The sequence below is a fragment of the Neoroseomonas lacus genome (genome assembly GCF_014644535.1).
Lineage (GTDB): Bacteria > Pseudomonadota > Alphaproteobacteria > Acetobacterales > Acetobacteraceae > Neoroseomonas > Neoroseomonas lacus.
On record NZ_BMKW01000007.1, the window covers coordinates 292771 to 308235 of the forward strand.

Here is a 15465-nt window from a genome sequence, read left to right on the forward strand (position 1 = left end):
TCGCCGTGGCACCATGAGGCCCGTCGCGAGCATCCGGAACACCCTGCCGATGCGCCGCCTGATCCTTGGCCTTGTCCTGGCCCTGATGCCACTGGCCGACGCGCTGGCGCAGCGCGTGGCGCTCGTGGTCGGCGCCTCCGCCTACCGCAACGTCCCGGCCCTGACGAACACGCTGAACGACGCCCAGGACCTCGCCGCCACCCTGCGCCGCCTTGGCTTCCAGACCGACCTAGTGCTCGACCCGGATCGCGGGCAGCTCGAACAGGCTGTCCGCCGGCTCGGCCAGGCCGCGCGTGGGGCCGAGGCGGCGCTGTTCTTCTTCGCCGGCCACGCGCTGGAGGCCGGCGGGCGCAATTGGCTGCTGCCGGTCACCGCCGATATCAACAATGAGCGCGACCTGCGGTTCGAAGCCTTCGACATGGACATCCTGACCGAACAGCTCGACGGCGTTGCCAGGCTGACACTGCTGCTGCTCGATGCCTGCCGGGACAACCCGTTCCGGCTGCGCCTCGCCAGCGGCACACGCAGCGCGGCCGGCGGGGCCGGGCTGGGGCAGGTCCATGCCGCGGTCGGCACGCTGGTCGCTTTCGCCACCGCGCCGGGGACGGTCGCCGCCGATGGCGCCGGACGCAACAGCCCCTTCACCGCGGCCTTGCTGCACCGGCTCGAGACGCCAGGGCTCGAACTGCGCCAGATGCTGGCCGAGGTGCGGCGGGAGGTGCGCGAAGCCACCGGCGGCCGCCAGATACCGTGGGAGCATTCGGCCCTGGAGGGCGCGTTCTATTTCGCCGGCGGCCCCGCCTCCAGCCCGGCGGGCAGCGAGTTGCTGTTCTGGGAGAGCGTGCGCAACAGCGCCGATCGGCGCGACGTCGAGGCGTATCTGGCGCGCTATCCGCAGGGAAGCTTCGCGGAACCGGCCCGCGAGCGTCTGCACGCCTTCGACGATGCCGCGGCGCGGACCGCCAGCGAACCGGCCGCCGCGCTGACGGAAGACAGCCTCGCCGCCGCGCTCGCGGCGCAGTTGCCGATCGGCGAGGCACGCCGGATCGCTTCCGCCTACATGGCGGAACGCGGCTCGAAGGCCGTCGCGGTCAACCCGATCCGTCGGCGCAGCTTGCGTTTCACCAGCCTGCCGGAGGACAGCGAAGCCGGCGAGATGGTTCTGGAGCGTTGCCAGATCTTCTTCGCGACGCCCTGCCTGTTGGTGGCGGTCGATGGCCGGCTGACGCCGGGGCGGCGGGCCGAGGCGATGCCCCGGGTGGTCTATGCCGGCAGCTTCGACCCGGCGCAGGTGCCGGGCCAGGCACCGAGCCGCCGGCAGCCGGGATCCGACCTCGCGCGCTATGTCGCCGGGCGGGATCACAAGGCGATGGCGATCCACGGCAGCGGCCGGCTCTACTGGCGCACCGGCGCCGCCAGCGCGGCCGATGCAGAGGAGGCCGCGCTGCAGGCCTGCACGCAGGCGAGCACGCGGGCCAACCGCGAGGGCCCCTGCCTGCTCTATGCCGTCGGCGACCGCGTCGTTCTTCCCGAGCGGCGGCGGAGCGCGGCGCGGTAGGAGGCGGCTGTTCGCCTGTGCTTCCACGAACCGCCATCGGCCCTTGGCGATGCGCGCGGCTGCCGCCGATCGGGCACGCCCGCCCGATCGAGGCCTAGTTCAGGTCAACCGCCAAGCGTGCGCCGATGGCGGCCGGAGAGTTCGACGTAATGCGGCGCCGTGGTGTCGAAGCGGGCGCGTTGTTCGTCCGTCATCACCTTGGTCAGCTTGGCGGGGTTGCCCATCCACATTTCATTGCGGCCGATGCGCTTGCCCGGCGGCAGCACGGAGCCGGCGGCGAGCATACCGCCTTCCTCGATCACCGCATCGTCGAGCACCGTCGCACCCATGCCGACGAAGGCGCGGTTTTCCAGCGTGCAGGCGTGGATGATGGCGGCGTGGCCGACCGTCACGTCATCGCCGATCGTGGTGCATTGGCGGCCGGCATTCACATGCACGATGGTGCCGTCCTGGATGTTGGTCCGCGCGCCGATGGTGATGGTGTTGGTGTCGCCACGCAGGACGCAGTGATACCAAACGTTGGACCCCTCCCCGATCGTCACCTGGCCGATCACGGCGGCGGTCGGCGCCACCCAGGCGGCGGGGTGGATGGTGGGGCGGTGGCCTTCGAAGGCATAGAGCGGCGGGGTGGTCAGGGGCTGATTGTTGTCCATGGCGGTATCCTCCGGCGGGTTGGCCGGCAGGATGCGTCGGCGCGCGGGTGAGCGGAAGCCCGCCATGGCGGCACCGATCTTGCTCGCCCCCTTGCACAACCGGATCCGGGACCCTGCCCCTCGGCAGCGCCATCCCGCCGGACGGGAGAGAGTGGATCGCATGAGAATGTTACGCCCCTGCGCCGCCCTGCTGGCGCTCACCGCCGCCTGGGCTGCGCCTGCCTTGGCCCAGGCGCCGACGTCGCTGCGCGTTGCCGGGCATTTCAGCGCCAATACCCACCACATCGCGGTGGAACGGCCGTTCTACGAAGGGTTGCCGCAGACACTCGGCATGCCGGGCCTGAGCGTCTCCTACAGCCCGATGGACCAGGTCGGCGTGCAGGCGGCGGATGCGCTGCGGCTGCTGCGCTCGGGCGCCTTCGACATGATGTCGGTCACGATCGGCAATGTCGCGCGCGACGAGCCGTTCTTCGACGGGCTGGACCTGATCGGCGTCAGCACGAATCTCACCGAGTTGCGCCAGGCGGTGAATGCCGGGCGCGAATCCTTTGACCAGCGGTTGCAGTCGCGCTTCGGCGCCAAGGTGATGACGCTGTGGCCGTTCGGGCCGCAGGTGTTCTTCTGCAACCACCCGGTCAGTTCGATGGCGGATCTGCGGGGGCTGAAGATCCGCTCCTACACGCCGTCGATGTCGGCGTTGATCCAGTCGCTGGGCGGCACGCCGGTGACGCTGCAGTTCAGCGAGGTCTATCCGGCCTTGCAGCGTGGCGTGGTGACCTGCGGCATCACCTCGCCGACATCGGCGCATGTGGCCAATTGGGCCGAGGTGACGACGCATATCCTGCCGTTGTCCTTGGCCGGTGGCGTGCAGGGGCATTTCATGTCGCTGGCGACCTGGCGGCGCTTCACCCCGGAACAGCAGGCGGCGCTGACCCGTGCCTTCCAGGGGATGGAGGATCAGTTCTGGGAACTGGCGCGGGTGAACAACGAGGTGGCGCTGGCCTGCATGGCCGGGCGGCCGGAATGCACGACGACGCCGCGCGGCAACGTGACCATCGCGACAGTGACGCCGGCGGATGAGGCACGGCTGCGCGAGATCGTGCCGCAGACGGTGCTGCCGGCCTTCCGCGACACCTGCAACCGGGTGTGGAACCAGTGCTCGACGACTTGGAACCAGACGGTGGGCGCGGCGCGCGGCTACACTATCCAGTAATGGCGACGGCCCGCCGGGACGATCCGGCGGGCCGCTGCACTCTGATTGGGCAATTGGCTCAATCAAACGCCAGGCGTGGTAACCAAAGCGCGATCCCGGGCGCATACATCAGCAGCACCGTCAACACGAACATCATCGCCAGGAAGGGCAGCGAGCCGGTGATGACGTCGACCACGCTGCCACGGCCGCGCACGCCCTGGACCACGTAGAGGTTCATCCCGACCGGAGGCGTGATCAGCGCCATCTCGCACATGATGACCAGGAAGATGCCGAAGAAGACCGGGTCGATGCCGAGCGCGGTGACGATGGGCACGACGACCGGGATGGTCCCGACCATCATGGAGAGTGTTTCCAGGAAGCAGCCCAGGATCAGGTAGAAGATCAGCAGGATCCAGAGGATCATGATGGGCGAGGCGTCGAGCGAGACGACGAAGCGTGACAACGCCTGCGGCACGCCGAGGATGCCGAGCACGAAGTTGAGGTAGAAGGCGCCGGCGACGATCAACACGATCATCGCCGTGATGGCGACGGTCGAAACGAAGCATTCATGCAGCATACGGATCGAGAAGCGACCGTAGAGCGTCGAGAGGAAGAACGCCGCCACCACGCCCACTGCGGCAGATTCGGTGGGCGTCGCCCAACCGGCATAGATGCTGCCCATGACCACGACGAAAATGCCGACCGCGGGCGCGAGGCCGAGCAGAAGGCGGAGTCGCTCGACCATCGGCAGGCGCGGTTCCGGCGTGCCGGCGAGCGAGGGCCGCCAGCGGCACATCACCAGCACCACCGCCATGAACAGCCCGGTCAGCAGCAGGCCGGGGATGACGCCGGCCGCGTATAGCCGCCCGACAGAGGTGTTCGTCATCGCGCCGTAGATGATCATGTTGACCGAGGGCGGGATGAGGATGCCGAGCGTCGCCCCGGCGGCGATGCTGCCCACCACCAGGCGCTCGTCGTAGCCGCGCTGGCGGAAGGTGGGCAGCGCCACCGTGCCGATGGTGGCCGCGGTAGCGACCGAGGAACCGGACACCGCGGCGAACAGCGCGCAGGCGCCGATATTGGTGTGCAGCAGCCCGCCGGGGAACACGCCGAGCCAGGCGGCGAGCGCACGGTACATCCGATCCGTCGCGCCGCCGCGCACGAGCAACTCGCCGAGCAGCACAAAGAGCGGGACGGCGAGCAGCACGAAGCTCTCGGTCGCGCCCCAGACCTGGGTGCCGACGGCGGCGACGATCGGCGGGCCCAGGAACAAGACCGCGCCGATGATGCCGAGCAGCATAATGGTGGTCGCGACATGCAGGCCGAGGGCGAGCATGACCAGCATCAGGCCGAAGCCGATGCCGGCATCGGCGAGGCCGAAGGCGCTCATGACCGCATGCCGCCGACGTGGGTGGCTTCGAGGCTTTCCTCGATCTCCTCCTCGATGGTGGGTGGGCCATAGAGGGCGTTCAGCCGCTGCGGGTTGCGGAACAGCACCCAGCTTGCCTGGACGGCAAGTGCGACGGCGACGGCGGCGAAGAGGCCGAGCCCACCGACCCACAGCCCCTGCGGGATCCATAGCGGCACCTGCAGGGGCGAGTTGGAGACCGCCATGAATTCGATGCTCTCGTCGAGCACCGACCAGCCGCGTTCCAACAGGAGGACCGCCAGGCCGGCGATGGTCAGCGCGGCGAGCAGGTTCAGAGCCGCGGCGGGAATGCGCGGCAGGCGCTGGATGACGAGTTCGATGCGGGTGTGGCGGCGTGACAGCAAGGTCTGCGCGAAGCCGAAGGCGGAGGTCACGGCGAGGGTGTAGCCGCCGAGTTCGTCGGTGCCCTGCAGCGACAGGCCGAATTGCGCGCGGCCGACGATGTCGAGCACCACGAGAAAGCAGTAGCCGAGCAGCCACCAGCCACACAGGATCGAGGCGAAACGGACCACCGGCCCGGCAAAACGCATGACGGGGTCCATGGTCCCACCGCCGCTATCAGACTGCATGCCCTGCGCTCCCTGGCCGGATATTTCCTCACCGGGGCTCGCAAGAAGGGTGCCATAGGCTGTGGTGGCCGGTCAGCCGAGGCCGGTCGGCTCGGACGCCTCGGCGGGTCGCTTGATGCCGGCCTGGGCCAGGGTGCGGTCGAGCAGCTGGCTGTAGATCGGCCGCCCGCCGACCCATTGGGCGACGAGATCCGCCGCGACGCAGGTGACCATCAGCGGCAGGACCAGGGCGTAGGAGCCGGTGAGTTCCAGTGTCAGCGCGACGCCGACGATCGGCGCGCGGACGGAGGCGGTGAACAACCCGCCCATCGCCGCGATGGCGAAGGCGAGTGGAGCAATGCCGGCATCGGGCAGCAGCGATCGCAGCGCCTCCCCGAAGGCAAGGCCGATGCAGATGGCGAGGGTGAGCATGGGGGCGAAGATGCCGCCGGGCACGCCGCTCGAATAGCAGGCGACGGTGGTGACGAAGCGGATGAGGGCGAGCAGCAGCAGCACGCCGAGGCCAGGATTCGCGGTGGCGAGGGACAGGATGACATCCTCGCCGCCGGTCACCGTGTCGGGCAGCAGGATGAGGAGCGCACCGGTGACCAAGCCGACCGCCGCCGGGTAGAGGTAGGGCACGCGCTGCTGGCTGTGGGCGCTGAAGGCGACGGCCCGCAGGATGGCCGCGTTGAATACCATGCCGACCACACCGAGCACGGCGCCGAGCAGCAGGAAGGCCGGCAGCCAGGCCAGCGGCGTGCTGGTGGCGAGCAGAGGCAGGTCCGGGCCGTCGCCGAGGATGGCTTGCGTCATCACGGTGGAGGCAATGGCGGCAGCGGCGACGCCGAGATAGGTGCGGAAGGTGTAGGGGAATTCGCGGTGGGTCTCCTCGACGATGAAGAGCACCGCGGCGACCGGCGCGTTGAAGGCGCTGGCGAGACCGGCGGCGGCGCCGGCGGCGAGAAGGCCGCGCCGTTCGAGTTCGCTCACCCGGAAGCGTTCCGACAGGGCGGCGGCGATGGAGGCGCCGATATGGATGGTCGGGCCTTCGCGGCCGAGCACTAGGCCGGAGGAGATGGCGGTCACGCCGGCGAAGAACTTCACCGGCAGCACGCGGCGCCAGCGCACCACGCGCAGGCCTTCCATGGCGCCTTCGATTTCCTGCACACCGCTGCCGCCGGCTTCGGGGGCGAAGCGGCGCACCATGAAGACGGCGAGGATGGTGCAGGCGAGCGTGACCATCGCCGCGGCGGCAACCAGGAGCCAGCCGTCGAGGACCCGTTCCAGCCAGCGCGGCCAGGCGATCAGCACATTGATCAGCAGGTGGAACAGGGAGCCGACAAGGCCGGCCAGGACCCCCGCGAGCACGGCGATGGCCACGTGACGCGCTTCGCCGTGCGAATCGCCGGGGAGGCCCTGGGCCAGAAGATCCTCGTCCATAAGCCTCACGATGCCTGTGCCCCGGCGCCCGAGGGCACCGCCGTCCGACCATGCGTGCTGGACTTCGTCGGGGTCAACCGGGCGGATGCGGATGTGAGCGGCGTACGGCGTTCAGCTTCCGGCGCGCGCCACGGCGGCGCCAGCGGCGTGCGGGCTGAAGCATGCTGCCTTCACGCCGCCTGCTCCAGGCATTCAATGACGAGCATCGTCACGCGTTCGGATGATGCCATCCGTTGGCGACCGGCTCTCGTGGCGCTGTCTACGTTCAGGGGCGCCTGACGGTCGACGCATCGTCGGGATGCGCCCGGCACGATGCGGATCATCGTGCCGGGCGTGGCTCGGTCGGCGCGACGTTATTCCGCCGCGTGCGGGTGTGCCACGGGAAGGTCGGCATTCACCGGGATGCCGAGCATCAGGCCGAGATTCTGCACCGCCGCACCCGACGCGCCCTTGCCCAGGTTGTCGAAGCGCGCGACCAGCACCGCCTGGCCGAGCGCCGCATCGCCATAGACGCGGATCTCGAGCCCGTTGGTGCCGTTGAGCGCCTGCGGCTCGATCTTGCCGCCGGCTTCGGCCGGAACGACGCGGACGTAGTCGCTGCCGGCGTAGCGGGCGGCCAGCAGCGCCTCGATGTCGGCGGGCGTGACGTTGCCCTTCAGCATGTCGAGATGCAGCGGGACCGCATCCAGCATGCCTTGCGCGTAGTCGGCGACGGCGGGGACGAAGATCGGCCGGCGCGTCAGCAGCGAGTATTGCTGCAGCTCCGGCACATGCTTGTGATGCAGGCCAAGGCCGTACATTTCGAAGTCCGGCGCGGTGCGGGCCTCGTAGGCATTGACCATCGCCTTGCCGCCACCGGTGTAGCCGGAGACGGCGTTGACCGTGACCGGGTAGTCGGTGGCGAGGATGCCGGCCTCGACCAGCGGGCGCAGCATCAGAATCGCCCCGGTCGGGTAGCAGCCGGGATTCGAGACCTGCTGCGCGTCGGCGATCAGCGCCGGCTGGGCCGGCGTCAGCTCCGGCAGGCCATAGGCCCAGGCGGAGTCGACGCGATGCGCGGTGGAGGCGTCGAGCACCTTCGGCGCCTTGTCGCCGAGGGAGGCGGCGAGGGCCGCGCTTTCCTTCGCGGCGTCATCCGGCAGGCAGAGGATGACGAGGTCCACCTCCTCCATCATCTCACGGCGCGCCCCGGCATCCTTTCGGCGGTCGGGGGCGATCGAACGCAGGGCGACATGCGGGTTCGCCGCCAGCCGCTCGCGGATCTGCAGGCCGGTCGTGCCAGCTTCGCCGTCGATGAATACCGAGGGGGTCTTGGCCATGGGAATGGACCTCCGTTTCGTGGGTAGTTTGCCGTGATGTACGGCCTGAAATGCAATAGGGGCAGATCCTCGCGGATCCACCCCCATTTGCATGACAGTCCTGCGTCGAAGGACCGGCGCTGCGCGCCGATCCGCCGGCGTCAGCGCTTGCTGAACTGGAAGGAGCGTCGCGCCTTCGCCTTGCCGTACTTCTTGCGCTCCACGACGCGGGGGTCGCGGGTCAGGAAGCCGGCCTTCTTCAGGATGGCGCGCAGTTCCGGCTCGTAGTTGGTGAGCGCGCGGGAGATGCCGTGGCGCACCGCGCCGGCCTGGCCCGACAGCCCGCCGCCGACGACCGTGCAGTTCACGTCGAACTGCTGGTAGCGGTCGGCGACCAGGAAGGGCTGGGTGATCAGCATGCGCAGCACGGGACGGGCGAAGTAGCGCGCCGCCGGCTTGTCGTTGATCAGGATCTGGCCCTTGCCGGGCTTCACCCACACGCGGGCCACGGCGTCCTTGCGGCGGCCGGTGGCATAGGCGCGGCCCTGCGCGTCACGCTTGGGTTCACGCTTGATCGCGGCCTCAGGCGCCGCCGGGGTACCGGCGACGATGTCCTTGAGGTCCGCGAGGGTACGGGTCTCGCTCATGACCTCAGGCAACCTTCTTCACGAGGACGGAGTTCTTGCGGTTCAGCGCGGCCACGTCGAGCTTGGCGGGCTGCTGGCCGGCATGCGGATGCTCGGCACCGGCATAGACATGCAGGTTGCGCATCTGCTCGCGACCGAGCGGGCCGCGCGTGATCATGCGCTCGACGGCCTTTTCGATGACGCGCTCGGGATACTTGCTCTCGAGGCGCTCCCGCACGGTGCGCTGCTTGATGCCGCCGGCGTAGCCGGTGTGCCAGTAGAACACCTTCTGCTCGGCCTTGGCGCCGGTCACGCGGATCTTCTCGGCATTGATGATGACGACGTGGTCACCGCAATCGACATGCGGGGTGAACTGCGCCTTGTGCTTGCCGCGGAGGTGATTGGCGACGAGGGTGGCGAGACGGCCGAGCACGAGCCCGTCCGCATCGATCAACACCCAGGCCTTGTTCACATCCGCCGGCTTCAGCGAGGTGGTCTGTCTCGTGAGCATCGGTGTTCCAGAGGTCTGACGAAGGAAGTGGCGCGGCTTATCGCCGTCGGGGGCGGCAAAGTCAAGCGGGAAGCGGGGTTTTGCCATGCGGTAACATGATACCGAACCCCTTCTGCACGTCCGGGGCTTGCTGCCACGCGCGAACAACCGGCGCAACGGCGCCGCCCCCACGGCGAATGGTCACGGGCGCCGGCACGTGCCGCCAAATAAGAACAAAACGCGAATTGATGCCCGCGGCCCGCTGGGGCAACCTGCCGCCGCACGGCCTCGCCAGGGCCGTGCCGCAGCACAGGGATGAAACGCCATGTACAGCCACGTCACGCTCGGCACCGCGGATATCCGCCGGGCCGTCGCCTTCTATGACCCGATCCTGGCCGGGCTCGGCATCAAGCGACAGGAAGCCGACCTGGAGAAGGGCTATGCCGGCTATGCCGCCGCGCCGGAGACGACGCCGCAATTCTGGATCCTGCTACCGATTAACGGGCAGGCCGCCAGCATCGGCAATGGCGTGACCATCGCCTTCGAGGCGCCGGACCGCGCCAGCGTGGACCGTTTCCACGCCACCGCCCTCGCCCAGGGCGGGACGGATGAGGGCGCGCCGGGCCTGCGCCCTCACTACCACGCCGACTATTACGGTGCTTATCTGCGCGACCCGGACGGCAACAAGCTCTGCTGCGTCTGCCACCGCCCCGCGTAGCGGGCGTGGCGCCGCCAGCGGGGCGGAGAGGACGCGCATGAACGATAAGCCCCATGGCCTTGGCCGCAACGCCTCCAATTACGGCGACCCGGCCTTCGCGCTGTATCTGCGGCGGTCCTTCGCCAAGTCCATGGGCTATTCGCAGGCGATGCTCGACAAGCCGGTGGTCGGCATCGCGGATACCGCCAGCGACTACAACAACTGCCACCGCACCATCCCCGAGCTGATCGAGGCGGTGAAGCGCGGCGTGCTCGCCGCGGGCGGGCTGCCGTTGGCCTTCCCGACCATCAGCATCTGCGAGCCGTCGCTCTCGCCGTGCTCGATGCATTACCGCAACCTGATGGCGCTCGACACCGAGACCATGCTGGCGAACCAGCCGATGGATGCCGCGGTGCTGGTGGGTGGCTGCGACAAAACGGTGCCGGCGCAACTGATGGGCGCGATCAGCTCCGGCACGCCGTCGGTCATGCTCGTGGTCGGGCCGATGCTGGCGCAGTCCTTCGAAGGCGAGCGGCTTTCCGCCTGCACCGATTGCCGGCGGTATTGGGCGCGCTATCGGGCCGGCGAGGTGACGGACGAGAAGATCGCGACCTTGGAGGGCAAGCTCGCCACCACGGCAGGGACTTGCGGCGTGATGGGCACGGCGTCCACCATGGCCTGTCTGGCGTCCACGCTCGGCTTCATGCCCCTGGACGCGGCGTCGGCGCCCGCCGTTCATGCTGACCGGCTGCGGATTGCCGAGGAAGCGGGTGCGCAGGCAGTGCGGCTGATCCGCAACCCCGTCTCCCCGCTGTCGCTGATGACACAGGGCAATCTGGACAATGCCGTGCGGGTGTTGCTGTCGCTCGGAGGGTCGACCAATGCCATCGTGCACCTGGCGGCGATCGCCGGGCGGTCGGGGTTGGATCTGGACCTGAAGCGGCTCGATGCGCTGTCCGAGACGACGCCGGTGCTGGTGGACCTCAAGCCGACCGGCGAGGGGTACATGGAGGACTTCCACAGTGCGGGTGGCATGCGCGCGCTGTTGTGGGAATTGCGTGATCTGCTTGATCTGAGCACGAAGGATCTCGATGGCGTCTCGCTGGCGGACCGCATCGGCCACGGCACGCATTTCGTCGATCGCCGCATCATCCGTGCGCGGGGCGAGCCGGTCTCGCCGGTCGGCGGGCTGGTGGCGCTGTTCGGTTCGCTGGCGCCCGATGGGGCGATCCTGAAGCGCAGCGCGGCCACCCCTTCCCTGTTCGAGACCGAGGCGCGCTGCCTGGTGTTCGATGGGCTGGCCGATCTGTCGAACCGGATCGACGACCCAGAGCTGGACGTGACGCCGCAGGATATCCTGGTGCTGAAGAATGCGGGGCCGCGCTCGCCGGCCGGCATGCCGGAGGCGGGGTATCTGCCGATCCCGAAGAAGCTCGCGCGCCAGGGGGTGAAGGACATGGTGCGGATGAGCGATTGCCGCATGTCCGGCACCGCCTTCGGCACCATCGTGCTGCATATCGCGCCGGAGGCGTCCGTCGGTGGGCCGCTGGCGCTGGTGGAGACGGGCGACCGCATCCGGCTTTCGGTGAAGAACCGGTCGCTCGACCTGCTGGTGGATGAGGCGGTGCTGGCCAAGCGCCGCGCCGCCTGGGCGCCGGAGCCGGCACCGAAGCGCGGCTGGGACCGGCTGGTGCATGAGCAGGTGACGCAGGCGCCACTTGGGGCGGACCTCGCCTTCCTGCGCGCCAATCCTTGATTGCACTGGTCGGCGCGACGGGGCGGTCGGGCGCCGCCCTGGCCCGTGCCCTGGCGGCGGCCGGGGTCGCGTTCATCCCGGTCGCGCGGAATGCGGCGGCGTGGGCGGCGCTCGGCCTGCCAGGGGCGTTGCGGGTCGCTGATCTGCGCGATCCGGCGGCGTTGAAGCGGGCCCTGGCGGGGGCGGATCGGGTCGTCAGCACCGTTCATGCCCGCTGGGCACCGGCGCTATTGGCCGCGGCCGAACCGGGTGCTTCCTTCGTGCTGATGGGCTCGACGCGGCGGTTTTCGCAATGGCCGGATGCGCATGGCGACGGCGTGCGTGCCGGCGAGGCCGCCTTCCGCGCCTCCGGACGGCCGGGCGTCATGCTGCATCCGACGATGATCTATGGTGCGCAGGGGGAGGACAATGTGCGGCGGCTGGCGGCGCTGGTCGCGCGGCTGCCGGTGGCACCGCTGCCCGGTGGCGGGCGCGCCTTGGTGCAGCCGATCCATCAGGACGACGTCACGCGGTGCCTGATGGCGGCGGCGATGCGGGATTGGCATGCGGCCGAGACCATCGTCATCGCCGGGCCGAAGCCCCTGCCTTATCGTGACTTCCTGCGCGCGGTGGCCGGCGCGGCCGGGCTGCGCACGCCGCCGATCCTGCCGATCTCCGCGCTGCTGTTGCGTCTTCTGGCGCCGCTGACGCGCATCGTTCCGGGGCTGCCGCGCATCGGCGGCGATGAGGTGCGTCGCCTGACCGAGGACAAGGCCTTCGACATTGGTGCGATGCGGAACGTTCTGGGCGTCGATCCCATGCCGCTCGACCGGGGGCTTGCCCTCACCTTCGCCGCGCCGCACATCTCCGCTTGACCTGACCGGAGCCGACCCATGCCCGTGAACAACCGCATCGCCGATTTCCATGCCGAGATGACCGCCTGGCGGCGCGACCTGCATGAACATCCCGAACTCGCCTTCGAGGAAGTGCGCACCGCCGGCATCGTTGCCGACAAGCTGCATGAATTCGGCTGCGACGAGGTGGTGACGGGCATCGCCAAGACCGGCGTGGTCGGCGTGATTCGCGGCCGCAATTCCGGCAATGGCCGCGCCATCGGGCTGCGGGCGGACATGGATGCGCTGCCGATCCTGGAGGACACCGGCCTCGCCTATGCCTCCAAGACGCCGGGGAAGATGCATGCTTGCGGCCATGACGGGCACACCACCATGCTGCTGGGGGCGGCGAAGTACCTGGCCGAGACGCGCAACTTCGACGGCACCGTCTATGTGATTTTCCAGCCGGCCGAGGAGAATTTCGGCGGCGGCGAGGTGATGGTGAAGGAGGGCCTGTTCGAGCGTTTCCCGATGGAGCGCGTGTTCGGGTTGCACAATTGGCCGTCCCTCCCGGCCGGCACCTTCGCTTGGCGCGAAGGCCCGGTAATGGCCGCTGTCGGCAATCTTGAAGTCACCATCACGGGCAAGGGTGCGCATGGCGCCATTCCACAGAACGGCAACGACCCGATCGTGATCGCGGCGGCCATCGTGCAGGCGCTGCAATCCATCGTCAGCCGCAATGTCGAGCCGGTGGAAGGCAGCGTCATCACCATCGGCCACATCAATGGCGGGCACACCTACAATGTGATCCCGGAACAGGTGACGATGCTCGGCACCGCGCGCTGGTTTGCCCCCGAGGTCGGCGACCTGCTGGAGAAGCGCTTCATCGAGACTGTCACCGGCATCGCCGCGGCCTTCGGCGCGAGCGCGGAGGCGAAGTTCATCCGCCTGTACCCGGCCACGATCAATGAGCCGGTCAGCACGGGCCTCGCCGCCGACGCCGCCCGCGCGGTGCAGGGCGAGGCGCGCGTGGTCCCGATGGCCAAGCCGACCATGGGCGGGGAGGATTTCTCCTTCATGCTGAATGCGAAGGACGGCGCCTATCTGATGCTGGGTGGCGGGCGCAGCCCGACCGACGCCATGGTCCATCATCCGAAATACGACTTCAATGACGAGATCCTGCCGGTCGGTGCGTCGTGGTGGGCGTCGCTGGCCGAGCGGCTGCTGCCGCGCCAGGGCTGAGAGTCCGTTTGGAAACACGCCACCGGCGTGTTTCCGGGTCCGGCACCGGGCGGACCTTCCAGACAGCCTCTGACGCGGACGGTTCACGTTAGGCTCTAGGAAACCGGGCTGGGGTGACAGTGGTTATGGTTCTGCCCCAGACCGGAGATCCCGATGGCCCGCCCGAATGCGCGTTTCGATGCTTGGCCGCTGCTGCCTCGCGCATCCAGCGGGGGCGGTGATCGGCCGGCCGACGAACCGGCCCAGGCTGCCTTCGCCGCCGTCTCGGGGCTCGCGGTGCTGTTTCTGCTGCTGCGATGGACCCTACCGGGCAGCGCGCTGCCGCAGGAGGTCGCCCGACTGGTCACGCTGTGGGGGTGCCTCGGAGGGTTGGCCCTGCTGATGGTGCTGATGGCGCTGCTGGTGGGCGTCGCCGTCGCCACGCCGATGATGCCCCTTTCGGGCATCGTGAAGGATGCTGCGCTCTCGGTCTTCGACCATGTGGTACATCTGGCGCTGGTGCTGACCGCCGCCGGCGTTTTGGGGATGATCGTGCTGCACGGGACCATGCCCGGGCCAGGCATCTGGTTTGCCGGCCAGGCGCTGTTGCTGTGGGGCTGCCACCGCACGCGGCTTTGGCTGGCGGGGCATTCCGCCGCCTGACGGCGCGGGGAAAACCCTTCCAGCGTTGCTTACGCGGCCGCGATCCCATCCTCCATCCGGTGCTCGCCGGAGGCTGTATTCGTTATTTGTTTCAGGTACTTGCGGCACCGGACGCGATGGCGTTCCCCTGCGCAAAACGCAAGGAGCCTCGCCATGCCGCATGACGGCCACGACCACCCCTCCATCCCCGATGACGGCTGGAAGCACAGCGGCGTCCGCGTCATCCCGGCCGACAGTCTCGACGCCAACACCGCCCAGACCCCCGGCATGAACCGCGCCGCGGCGATCAACGCCGCCCGCGTGGGTGCGCAGCGCATCTGGGCCGGCACCGTCCATATCCATGCCGACGCCAAGACCGGCGCCCATCACCATGGGCATCTGGAGAGCGTGATCTATGTAGTGAAAGGGCGTGCCCGGATGCGCTGGGGCGAGAAGCTGGAATTCGTCGCCGAGGCCGGGCCGGGCGACTTCATCTACGTGCCGCCCTACGTGCCGCATCAGGAGATCAACGCCTCGGCCGACGAGACGCTGGAATGCGTGCTGGTACGGTCCGACAACGAGGCCATCGCGATCAATCTCGATATCGAGCCGGTCGAGAAGCCTGAATCGGTGTTGTGGGTCGATCCGATTCATCGGGGGGCGTGAAGAAGGATTGGGCGGGGGAGCAAACTCTCCCGCACTCCTCCGTCTTCCGAAGGTGAGAGCAAGGCGGTAAGGCACGCGCCCATCGTGGCGTCATCCACGGTTCGGTTGGCCCCGCCGGCATTCAGCATGGCGATGACGTTGCCGGTCAGGTCGATCTTCGGCGGATCGCCGGGCGGCGAGACGACAACCGTGTCGATCAGGCCGCGGACGGCTCCCAGCGCCTCGACACCGTCATCGGCATCGCGTCTACGCGGCGCACTTCCGCCACCCGATCGGCATAGCCCTGGGCGAGGTTGAGGTGCAGGAAAGATGCGGCCGGCACCTCCGCGGCCATGGCTCACATCAGATCCATGCTGAGACTGCCACTCCCTTCAGGGCCTAAAGGGTGGCCTCGCGAAACAGGCCCACACCCTGCGCCACCGCGTCGGCCAGAG

At 68.9% G+C, this 15465-nt stretch carries 16 protein-coding genes; 8 read left to right on the forward strand and 8 right to left on the reverse strand.

The window, feature by feature from the left end; genetic code table 11:
* Positions 1-49: 49 nt before the first annotated feature.
* Complete coding sequence (locus IEY36_RS15650; RefSeq protein WP_188968224.1) at positions 50-1558, forward strand: caspase family protein; 1509 nt, start codon at positions 50-52, stop codon at positions 1556-1558.
* A gap of 104 nt (positions 1559-1662) precedes the next feature.
* Here the strand turns inward: IEY36_RS15650 and IEY36_RS15655 are convergent, their stop codons facing one another.
* Positions 1663-2211 carry a gamma carbonic anhydrase family protein gene (locus IEY36_RS15655; protein WP_188968226.1) on the reverse strand — a complete coding sequence of 183 codons (549 nt, stop codon included), beginning with the start codon at positions 2209-2211 and terminating at the stop codon, positions 1663-1665.
* 166 nt (positions 2212-2377) lie between these two features.
* On the opposite strand from IEY36_RS15655, the gene IEY36_RS15660 reads away from it, so the two are divergent.
* Positions 2378-3424, forward strand: a complete 1047-nt coding sequence (locus IEY36_RS15660; protein WP_229681345.1) for a TRAP transporter substrate-binding protein — start codon at positions 2378-2380, stop codon at positions 3422-3424.
* A gap of 58 nt (positions 3425-3482) precedes the next feature.
* Here the strand turns inward: IEY36_RS15660 and IEY36_RS15665 are convergent, their stop codons facing one another.
* The 6 genes from IEY36_RS15665 to rplM all read right to left on the reverse strand — a co-directional run bounded on the left by IEY36_RS15665 (position 3483) and on the right by rplM (position 9258).
* Positions 3483-4793 carry a TRAP transporter large permease gene (locus IEY36_RS15665; RefSeq protein WP_188968230.1) on the reverse strand — a complete coding sequence of 437 codons (1311 nt, stop codon included), beginning with the start codon at positions 4791-4793 and terminating at the stop codon, positions 3483-3485.
* Positions 4790-5401: a TRAP transporter small permease subunit gene (locus IEY36_RS15670; protein ID WP_188968232.1), complete on the reverse strand. Its 612-nt coding sequence runs from the start codon at positions 5399-5401 to the stop codon at positions 4790-4792. Before IEY36_RS15670 ends, IEY36_RS15665 begins: the two co-directional genes overlap by 4 nt.
* 72 nt (positions 5402-5473) lie before the next feature.
* Entirely contained in the window at positions 5474-6763 is a 1290-nt protein-coding gene (clcA, locus tag IEY36_RS15675) for a H(+)/Cl(-) exchange transporter ClcA (protein ID WP_229681346.1), read from the reverse strand.
* Positions 6764-7176: 413 nt separating this feature from the next.
* On the reverse strand, positions 7177-8142 hold the full coding sequence (argC, locus tag IEY36_RS15680; protein WP_188968236.1) for an N-acetyl-gamma-glutamyl-phosphate reductase: 966 nt from the start codon (positions 8140-8142) through the stop codon (positions 7177-7179).
* 140 nt (positions 8143-8282) lie between these two features.
* On the reverse strand, positions 8283-8768 hold the full coding sequence (rpsI, locus tag IEY36_RS15685) for a 30S ribosomal protein S9 (protein WP_188968238.1): 486 nt from the start codon (positions 8766-8768) through the stop codon (positions 8283-8285).
* A gap of 4 nt (positions 8769-8772) precedes the next feature.
* Positions 8773-9258, reverse strand: coding sequence for a 50S ribosomal protein L13 (gene rplM / locus IEY36_RS15690; RefSeq protein WP_188968240.1), 486 nt, complete (start codon positions 9256-9258; stop codon positions 8773-8775).
* Positions 9259-9562: 304 nt separating this feature from the next.
* Here rplM and IEY36_RS15695 point away from each other — a divergent pair, with 304 nt between their 5' ends.
* From IEY36_RS15695 to IEY36_RS15720, 6 genes are all read left to right on the forward strand, one after another.
* The gene (locus tag IEY36_RS15695; RefSeq protein ID WP_188968242.1) at positions 9563-9955 is read left to right on the forward strand and encodes a VOC family protein; all 393 of its coding nucleotides are present in this window, start codon (positions 9563-9565) and stop codon (positions 9953-9955) included.
* Positions 9956-9992: 37 nt separating this feature from the next.
* Positions 9993-11690, forward strand: a complete 1698-nt coding sequence (locus IEY36_RS15700) for a dihydroxy-acid dehydratase (protein WP_188968244.1) — start codon at positions 9993-9995, stop codon at positions 11688-11690.
* A complete protein-coding gene (locus tag IEY36_RS15705) occupies positions 11687-12544 on the forward strand; it encodes an SDR family oxidoreductase (RefSeq protein ID WP_188968246.1) in 858 nt (285 codons plus the stop codon). The genes IEY36_RS15700 and IEY36_RS15705 overlap by 4 nt, the downstream gene beginning before the upstream one ends.
* 18 nt (positions 12545-12562) lie before the next feature.
* Complete coding sequence (locus tag IEY36_RS15710) at positions 12563-13744, forward strand: M20 aminoacylase family protein (protein ID WP_188968248.1); 1182 nt, start codon at positions 12563-12565, stop codon at positions 13742-13744.
* Between the two features lie 153 nt (positions 13745-13897).
* A complete protein-coding gene (locus IEY36_RS15715; protein ID WP_188968250.1) occupies positions 13898-14386 on the forward strand; it encodes a hypothetical protein in 489 nt (162 codons plus the stop codon).
* Between the two features lie 153 nt (positions 14387-14539).
* Entirely contained in the window at positions 14540-15031 is a 492-nt protein-coding gene (locus IEY36_RS15720; RefSeq protein ID WP_188968252.1) for a cupin domain-containing protein, read from the forward strand.
* Between the two features lie 196 nt (positions 15032-15227).
* On the opposite strand, the gene IEY36_RS15725 is transcribed toward IEY36_RS15720, so the two are convergent.
* A complete protein-coding gene (locus IEY36_RS15725) occupies positions 15228-15365 on the reverse strand; it encodes a hypothetical protein (protein WP_188968254.1) in 138 nt (45 codons plus the stop codon).
* Positions 15366-15465: the final 100 nt, after the last annotated feature.